The 8,584-nt window shown below is 38.7% G+C and carries 9 protein-coding genes and 1 pseudogene; 1 reads left to right on the forward strand and 9 read right to left on the reverse strand.

What is annotated here, in order from left to right; genetic code table 11:
• Positions 1-295 precede the first annotated feature (295 nt).
• The 3 genes and pseudogenes from AB4Z29_RS29430 to AB4Z29_RS29440 form a co-directional block, all read right to left on the reverse strand.
• A pseudogene (locus tag AB4Z29_RS29430) lies at positions 296-670 on the reverse strand (hypothetical protein); the annotation flags it as partial.
• A 108-nt stretch (positions 671-778) separates the two neighbouring features.
• Positions 779-1,012 carry a hypothetical protein gene (locus AB4Z29_RS29435; RefSeq protein ID WP_183570323.1) on the reverse strand — a complete coding sequence of 78 codons (234 nt, stop codon included), beginning with the start codon at positions 1,010-1,012 and terminating at the stop codon, positions 779-781.
• A 781-nt stretch (positions 1,013-1,793) separates the two neighbouring features.
• Positions 1,794-3,080, reverse strand: coding sequence for an IS110 family transposase (locus AB4Z29_RS29440; protein WP_441946512.1), 1,287 nt, complete (start codon positions 3,078-3,080; stop codon positions 1,794-1,796).
• 354 nt (positions 3,081-3,434) lie between these two features.
• Between AB4Z29_RS29440 and AB4Z29_RS29445 the strand changes: the two genes are divergently transcribed.
• Positions 3,435-4,328, forward strand: coding sequence for a copper amine oxidase N-terminal domain-containing protein (locus AB4Z29_RS29445; RefSeq protein ID WP_441946513.1), 894 nt, complete (start codon positions 3,435-3,437; stop codon positions 4,326-4,328).
• 442 nt (positions 4,329-4,770) lie between these two features.
• On the opposite strand, the gene AB4Z29_RS29450 is transcribed toward AB4Z29_RS29445, so the two are convergent.
• From AB4Z29_RS29450 to AB4Z29_RS29475, 6 genes are all read right to left on the reverse strand, one after another.
• A complete protein-coding gene (locus AB4Z29_RS29450; RefSeq protein ID WP_441946514.1) occupies positions 4,771-5,166 on the reverse strand; it encodes a hypothetical protein in 396 nt (131 codons plus the stop codon).
• A gap of 384 nt (positions 5,167-5,550) precedes the next feature.
• Complete coding sequence (locus tag AB4Z29_RS29455; protein ID WP_441946515.1) at positions 5,551-5,853, reverse strand: hypothetical protein; 303 nt, start codon at positions 5,851-5,853, stop codon at positions 5,551-5,553.
• A gap of 198 nt (positions 5,854-6,051) precedes the next feature.
• Complete coding sequence (locus tag AB4Z29_RS29460; RefSeq protein ID WP_441946516.1) at positions 6,052-6,861, reverse strand: YwqG family protein; 810 nt, start codon at positions 6,859-6,861, stop codon at positions 6,052-6,054.
• A 152-nt stretch (positions 6,862-7,013) separates the two neighbouring features.
• Entirely contained in the window at positions 7,014-7,322 is a 309-nt protein-coding gene (locus tag AB4Z29_RS29465; protein WP_441946517.1) for a hypothetical protein, read from the reverse strand.
• A 110-nt stretch (positions 7,323-7,432) separates the two neighbouring features.
• On the reverse strand, positions 7,433-7,675 hold the full coding sequence (locus AB4Z29_RS29470; RefSeq protein ID WP_441946518.1) for a hypothetical protein: 243 nt from the start codon (positions 7,673-7,675) through the stop codon (positions 7,433-7,435).
• A 202-nt stretch (positions 7,676-7,877) separates the two neighbouring features.
• Positions 7,878-8,405, reverse strand: coding sequence for a hypothetical protein (locus AB4Z29_RS29475; protein WP_441946519.1), 528 nt, complete (start codon positions 8,403-8,405; stop codon positions 7,878-7,880).
• Positions 8,406-8,584 lie beyond the last annotated feature (179 nt).

Below are 8,584 nucleotides of genomic sequence, written 5' to 3' on the forward strand. Positions count from 1 at the left end.
GCAGAATAGCCAATCAGACCAGAAAACAGACACACTGGTTGTGTTAGCAGTCGAATGGGCGCTATGAGATCATCTTCAGATCTCGCAATATGCGAACAGCGTTTTCTTTTGCATCGCTTGTTCAAAGACATAGAGCAGCATTTGCCCCTTATGCTCATGCCGAAATTTTTGTACCACATCGCCAAGCGTAAACTTGGTTGAACGTTAAGAGCATTCCATTCTTTGAAGTACCGGTATCCCGTTTTAATTTGCCAGCATACGCGATAATAGCTTAAAATCGTAACGAGATCCAAGCTTAGATCGTCACAGACGATACAAAACGGACATACGTTAGCGTCAAACTTGCCTTCCCAAAATAATAACACCCGAACATTTTCGGTATCCGCAAGAGGCCTTCATAAGCATAGACACGGTAAGGTTTGTTTTCCACGTTAACAGAGCGGAGATCCTCGTTATCAATGTAGGTTGCTGCGAAGTCGGACATGGAAGTCCGAATGCCTGCAGGGCAGATGGTTCGATTCAATTTGACCGCAGCAATGACATGGAAACCTCGAGCGTTGCAAGCATTAAGTAAATCGCGACTCGTATACCAGCTGTCTGCAAGCACATAGATGCGATTAGCTTCGTCTGTCGGGAAGGCTTCAATTATCGCCAAGGCTAATTCGTTTTTGCTTTTGAAAGATCGGTTCGAATAAAAGGAACTCGGTTATACCCTTCCATCTTCGGTAAAAGTTCTATTAGCATGCCTTCACTTACTTTTGCCACTAGGAGATCAGCTTTAGTTATCGAAGGCGATAATCAGTCTTATATCTGATGGATTTTTTCTGCTATATAGACGATTAACGACCTCCATAAACGTTTTACCACACTCTGCATAATCGACGAACTCCATGATTTTCTCACCGTTCATGGTCTCATCCTCGTAATGAAACACCTGGTTCCAATTAAATGCAAGCAATTCTTCAGCCGTAAACCACGTTGTCGTATGATATTCACTATTTCTGATTTGCAATCGAATCTCTGGCGTAACGTCTTCAGGCAACCTTCGTGGTTCACAGATATATGGCATGTTTTCGGAATTTCGTTGATTAGCTAGGATTGCAAAGAGGTCATAGTTTCTATCCTTAAAAACCATATCGCTCCGATCTACATCCCAAATTGGATATTTTTTTCGGGATAGAGAATAGCCCAGTCGCTTTTAGTCCATTTATCAATTGATATCCATTCTCCAGTTCGGTTAGTTTCATGAATGCCGCTGCGATACACTTCTTGTTCAAAAAAATGTGAATATCCGTCCCCATTTATTGCTTTCCTCCAAATCTTGATTTTATTTATTGTGCCATATTCAGGAATTAAACTTCCCTATATCCACGCTAAACTCCCTCTATGGAGAATCGTTTTCCTCTTAAATACGCTTGTTTCCTTAGATTTTGAACGTTTTTCTTTTGTACCAGACTAACAAGGGATGGAACAAGGTTGTAGAAGATGAAAAATATGGGTGCGAAGAAGGTGAAAAAACACATCTACCCAGACCACTCATTTTAAAAAGTGGACATTTTGGAGATATATGGTTGCACCTTTGGATCTCCACATAGCCTCATGGCGGTCAACCCTCCCATGTCTCACAGAGTCTACGCTCCCACATTCCTTCATTCAACCTGTCCATGAGGTGGAGGTCGGATATGCTGCCCGACAGGATCTTCGTCCGTATGTTAGTGTTGTTCTGACTCATCCGTGCTTCAATTGTCTGTAACGTTGGTATTACGTCCGTCTTCTATGAAAAAATGTGAAATTTAAACCGCTAACGATACTACCGTAAACCGTGGGATATCCTGCAACAACTTTTCTTCACTAAACCAATGCCCCTTTTTCAGGACACCAAAGAGAATTCGAATTAACTTACCGCAAAGCGCTATGAGTGACTGCATTTTTTTCAATGGATTAGTTGGCCGGTTGGTGTAGTACTGATGCAATGCTTTAAAAGCACGATTCTTTGCCACCAGTGGCATCATGACGCGAAATAGCAGCGCTATTAGCCGCTTACGACCGCGCTTGGTGATCTTTGTCTGTCCCTTGTGTTTACCGGACGTGTTTTCTTTTAAGTTCAAGCCCGCCAGCTTTACGATTTGCTTAGGATGCCGGTAAAGCTCAATGTCGCCAACTTCAGACAGGAATCCAGCTATGCTATCCCGACCAATGCCTTTAATGGCCATTAATTGCTTCACATGAGGGATTTGCTCCATGAGCTCATCCCGCATTGCCTCAAGCTCTTCAAACTTACTTTCAAGCAGTTCATACTGTGTTAACAGCAACTTGAGCTCGATTTTTGCTAGCGCTGTACCTTCTCGTATGCCAACGGAACGACTTGCCGCTGCTTTCAAACATCTCATACGTTCTATGCCGAGACCTCGCTTGGCAACCTCTCTGAGATGCTTCAGCAGAGATTCCTCTGACTGAGAAAACAGCTCATGCGGCAACAAACAAAGACCAAGCATCTGGCGTGCGGACTTGCATTCCCAATCCTTAAACACCGTGAGAAACTCTGGAAAGTACCGATCTAACCAATTATGAACGCGGCCTTGCACCACACGCAGGTCAGTCGACAGATGATCGCGAATTTTCATCGCTTCCCTTAGTTCAGCATAGATGCCCTGGGGGATATTAGGTACGGCATATCTTCCGTCTTTGACTAGCTGTGCAATGACTTTGGCATCTTTAATGTCGTTCTTGGTCGGCGAATTGTCGTCTAATTCTTTGCTTTTCTTCACGTGCAGCGGATTAACTACGACACATAAAACCTGTTGTTCTCCCAAGTAATACGCAAGGTTTAGCCAGTAATGGCCGGTCGGCTCCATGCCGACTATTGCTTCTTTGAACCCTTGCTCCGTCGATATCTTTTGGAACCAATTAACAAACAATTCAAAGCCCTCTCGGTTATTCTCAAACGTAATTGGCCTCCCGAGTTCGACCCCGCGGTAGTCTTGCGCTCGAGCCACATGTTTGAACTTTGCGATGTCAACACCGATAATTAAGGTAGAAGAAGTGATTTGACTAATGCGTTCGTTTTGAGTAAAATTCATCTTGTAGTCTCCTTGGTTTGTTTTTGGATCCGATAGCTGGCAAGCGTTGTGGACCCATTAACATCATACCAAGGAGTCTTTTACTTTCTCAAATCTCGTATTTCTTCATAATAGGAATGCTGCCCGTTCAACGGAAAACGCCAGCCGACGTCAGGCAGGCTACCGTATTGTCATTGTTGAACTCCCTCGTTAATGAATTTGAGAAAATGGTTTTACTGCTGACACACTCACCCTTGATAAATTTTAACTTAACAACGCCAATTTCAATAATCTTTCTAAATATTATAAATATGCAACTTTTTATAGAAAATTACGTCATTTAAAGTAGAAATGAAGAAGATGGAGGTCTTACAATTGAAAAAATGGATACAATCAACAGTTGCTTCGCTTTCCATTGTTGGAATGCTGGCATCAGGATCGGCTATCTCCGCTTCGCCGCAAAAACCAATATTGGTTTATATTGATGGCGCGCTGCAGGAGAATGTACTAACAGTAAACGAAAGGACAATGGTACCGCTAAAATCTTTTAAAGATCCTGTAAACCTAATGTATTCCTATGAACAGGCTACGAAAACGATAATAATAATTAATAAAGAAAAGAAATTAACCGTACGCCTTAATGGTGGAGCCAAAACAGCCCTGGTTAACGGTAAAAGCGTAAAGCTGGATACCCCTGTAACGATTAAAGATGGTAGAACTTATCTTCCTCTGCGTTTTCTCTCAGAAACACTGGGGGGAACAGTAAAATACAACAGTACGGATCAGACTGTAATTGTGCGGACTCCTTCTGGTCATGAGCGCTTCAAAATACTCATGAGCGGAGATTTAGTAAAAGCTCGTGAAATTGCAATTCATTATCCTGCAACGTATGCGGATAAACAAATTGAAGCATCAGGAGAAGGATTCACTTTTGCTTATACTTTTCCAAAGGGAGAAGCGCTGCGTTTTGAGGTAAAGTATAAAGGACTAATTAATTATACCGAAATTAATCAGGATGGAATTGCGGTTGTGACTTGGCAAAATGATACTTTGGGAAGTAATGGAGAAGTGGGCAAGAGGCATGAGGGCTTTGGCGAATCCGTCTTTTTCACTCATAATTTTATGGCTGAAAAAAATTTCTACGGAACGATCGATAGTAAAGGTACAAGTACCGAGCTTGGCTTTAACGACTACCATTTGAACGCAGATTTCAAAGATGTCATTATCGTACCAATCGAGGGAGAAGTCCGGACTGATCAAAAGACATAAATCAGCTTGATTAAAATAATAATGTCTAGGACACGAGAATAGTATCCTAGACTGCCGAACTATCGTTCTTCGTTAGTTTAATCGTTCATTTTATTTTTCTTCTTATTTCTCGATTCCTATTTATTATTTCTTTTACTGAATCTGATTTAGAAAGCCTGTTTTTAATATCCATCAACAAGAAAATAATAATTAGTAACAAACCAATTATAATAAAACTCATTTTCTACGTACCTTCCTTCAATAGTGATTCATCTGGGGCTTATTCATTATTAAAAGTATTCGTTAAGTTTATTAAACAATCCTGCCAGTTAGCTCAACGAGGCTGCCAATTTATGYCGGCAGCCTCGTCCTGGTGATTATGAAGCTATCTATAGTTTCCCATTAGCTTTATAGATTTTCTGATTATTTTTGAAAAAATGTGGAATTTCTTATCCCACCTAAATTAATCAGGAAAAGTAATTTCTAATGTCTTATCTTTTTGCTCTTCCCCTTTAAGAATAATTGAAACGACGTCTTCTGTAATCCAAGTAAACTCGAAATTTTCGGCAAAAAGAGTCTTGCCATCATTGTTAATTCTTTCTTCGATATAAGTTCGTAGATGTCCAATTTTTCCATAGTGTATTCGTATCGGTGCATTCGAAAAAAAAGCATTCTGTCCTCGAACCCTAATTTCAACTTGATTTTTTTTGTTAGGGGAGTTTTGAGTGAGAATTACTTTTTCTGCATAAACAATTTGGAAATATCCGTAGTACAAAATTGCAATAGGTATGGTAATGATACAGAGGACTGAAGCCAAAGCACGGTAAGTTCTTTTTCGTTCTTCTTTTCTATCCGCCATATAATGCACCATCCCACTATCACTAAGATTTTGTTTTGCTTCGTATGCTGAAGAAGGAGTACACAAGCAAAACAACTCCGAAGAAGATTACCTTCAAATAAGCTCTCTTAAAGCACGCTATCTCCTTACTTTAGCATTTGCTTCTCTTAGGAGGTTCCTAGGATATTATATTTCATTTACTTTTATCCAAAAAGTGTAACTTTCAGGTGTTCTATTTTCATGTTTTCAATTTGGTCAATTCCACGCTAAACTGCGAGTTAGCGTAACGAAGGGCTACCACGCGGCAGCCCTTTCGGTGTTCAACAGGTATCATCCATGCGTATCGAGTGACTCCTGTATGAATTGGGAGATGTGGTTTGTTTAGTATCCTAGGTTTTTATTTCTTTAATGCGTTGTATTCAGCCCGAGTTTTTTTGTGATATATTCTGGACTACGCGCTAATAGAGGCTCCGCATCTTTAAGAGCGGAAACCGGAAGATCCCCTTTATTCACAGAAATAACAATATTAGACATTCGTTCGTAATCAGTCCTGGATATTTTTACAAAACCAGGGGCACTAGGATCAGAATATTGAGGGGCAACAGAAGTAGCAGGACTGGAGTGTTGAGTATAAACAGCCGCAGATACACCTACGATAAGTACTGTAGCAATCGCACTGGAAAACATTATTTTCTTTGCTTTTTTCATTCGGTTTTCCTTCCTTTCTTTCTTAATAAGATTTAGAACACCAACTAATATCTTCCAATATTTAGACGTGTAATATTCGGATTTGTAGCACTAAACTGCCAGATAGCTCAACGTGGCTGACGATTTATTCCGGTAGCCTCGTCCTGTTAATGTTAAGCTATAGTTTTCCAATTGTTTAATTAGACAATGAATTCCTTCTTATGTACCCGTACGGCTTGTATAGACATTTTTGAAAAATAATTTTTTGAAATCATCCTTTTCTATAAAGAAATATAACAACCCTGACAAGTCCCACTCCATCCCAATCTCATCATTTGTATCGGCTTGAAATAATAGAATTTTGTCGCTCGGATGACCTCCGTATTGAAGAGGTGTCATATGACCTAAAAAACGATAACCAATCCCTGGATCATAGGTTTCTAAGAAATTAGATTTGAAATCAAGTGAGTATTTTTTTAAGTCACCTTTATTTTTTATAATTTTGTTTGCTTCCAAATAATCTCCGTCGGGAATCGTTAATTCAAGCTTTCTTTCAATAAGGGCAGATTTAAATATTTGAGATTCCATTAAGCCTTTGGGTTGTTCCATTCTAACCAAATCTGAAGATTTTGCGGTATAGTAGACGACATTGTTATTTTTTTTATCGGAATCGTAGGAGTCATTTTCATACCAGAGATCTGGATCGTATACATAAAAGAAATAGAGAATCCCGCTTGTTGGATAATCCGACTGAATAGATTTCATTGGAAATTCATCTAAGTTAATTTGAGCGAGAAATGACATAGGATGACCTTTCCATGAAGGCCAATTAAATGTAGAAGGTACATCAGGCCGTCCACCAATTTTACTACTTCCAACCTCAATTTTTTCTTCGTCAATCGTCGTTGGCACCATATAGAACCCGGGTCTAACATGCTTTTTTAATTTCTCCCAATAATCACCTAGTCCTGATTTTTCCAACATTGATCGTATATCATCCAAAGAAGGTTCTAACGTCGCGTCAGTCATACTTGAGCTCTCCTCGCTCAAGTTTTCATTGTAACCGTCTGTACATGTCGTTAATGTGATAAGGAATAACATACATGTAGCGGCCATTTTAGATATTTTCAATGTCATTAACCTACCTTCAATATCGATATGAATCATATTATAAAAATTGATTAATTTTCAACTTCTGTAGTATTAAAATGAAATATTTTCATTAATTTCAAAGCAAGTAAAGCGATTAAGCCAAGACCATCGGTAAGTAAAGCGTCTAGAAATGTTTTGACATCTCGCAAAACCTTTGTAATACATATTTCTAGTTCTTTTATTCGAGCCTTCAAAACATCTTGATTCTCGGGCAATGGTTTAGCATCTTGAATGTCATTATTATTTTGAATCCCTGTCAGATTAACTGATGCCTTTAATTTTTGATCTATATCCTGAAGAATTTCTTTATCTTTTCTATGGTCGAGTAAAATACCCAAGAGGTTGCTTTCAGTCCAGTCTCGTCCTTTAAAATCCTTCAGTTTCCTTCCTTTTCCTCTTTGTGAACTATCGTTTCCCGTTAATTGAACAAAGAACAATTTTTATAATATCAATGCGAACCATTAAATTTTATTTTATTATCGATATCCTCTAAATCTAATTTCGAAATATCATCGTTTTCTAAATCAACGATAACTGAAATTAACCTCAAGTCTTTACCTGGCGTACCCAAAAGAATTGCTCTTGATTGAAATGTTTCAAATCCATTTTCTTCTGCAAGATATTCAGTTAAAATTTCTAAAATATCGTCTTCGTTAAATTTAAAAGTTTTTCTTTTATTGTTTTGATTCAAATTCATTCACCTTTCTTTCTATAATTCCTTTCTCCTTCTTAAAATTTGTTCAACATTACCGCCCATAGGTGAGAAAGTGCTGCCGATGATGTCTGCAGCCTTGATACTTTAACAAGCAAGGAGCAGCCTGCCGCTGTAAAACAGCTCTTTGCTTAGTTGATCTACTATCGTTCCTCGTTAGCTCAATCAAATTTAGGATTTATTAACCCCATTGATAAAACTCCAGAATAAACACCTTACCATCAAAAACAAAATAAAACTGCTCCCAATCAAATTCATTTCTTTCTTCTACTTCCGTCTCCAACCTGTATACCTTTAGTTCTTTCCCATCAATAAGCTGGTCAATTAGATCAATTAGCTTGTTGCTAACTGAGTTTGATCCTTTATCAAATTCAGCGGGTATCTCAGGAAGTTCCTGACCATCATCATCGTAATAAGCAACTAAAACCTGAAAATTTTGCATCCGATAAAGGGAAAAGAACCAGTATGCACTTACCTCGAAAAGAGTTTCCTTCCAGTCTTCGACGTCACGTAAGGGTAGGAATATAACGTCATCATGGTTCTTTAGATTGCTTGTCTTATTGTACTCTATAACTATTTGCATCAAAGGCACACCAATTTCGAGCTCACAAAACACGTATTCATGACCATAAGAGGTTCCAAAATGAGTATTGATTGTACCTAGCCCTTCTAAATATCCACTAATTTTATTAAAAATTTTGTAATCCATCCTTATACCAACCTCTGCTTTTCGATTACTATTTTATGAATTATAACACTTGCCAGGTATTAGCGTAATCTGCCAGTTAACATTCCTGTAGGTCTTAGTAGATTCAATTTGCAGAAAAACAAACGCCCCGCTAGGATGAGTATGTACTGGGTTGCAGCCCTCAGAACTCACCTTAGGAG

This window comes from Paenibacillus sp. 2TAB23 (assembly GCF_052115165.1).
Taxonomy (GTDB): Bacteria; Bacillota; Bacilli; order Paenibacillales; family Paenibacillaceae; genus Pristimantibacillus.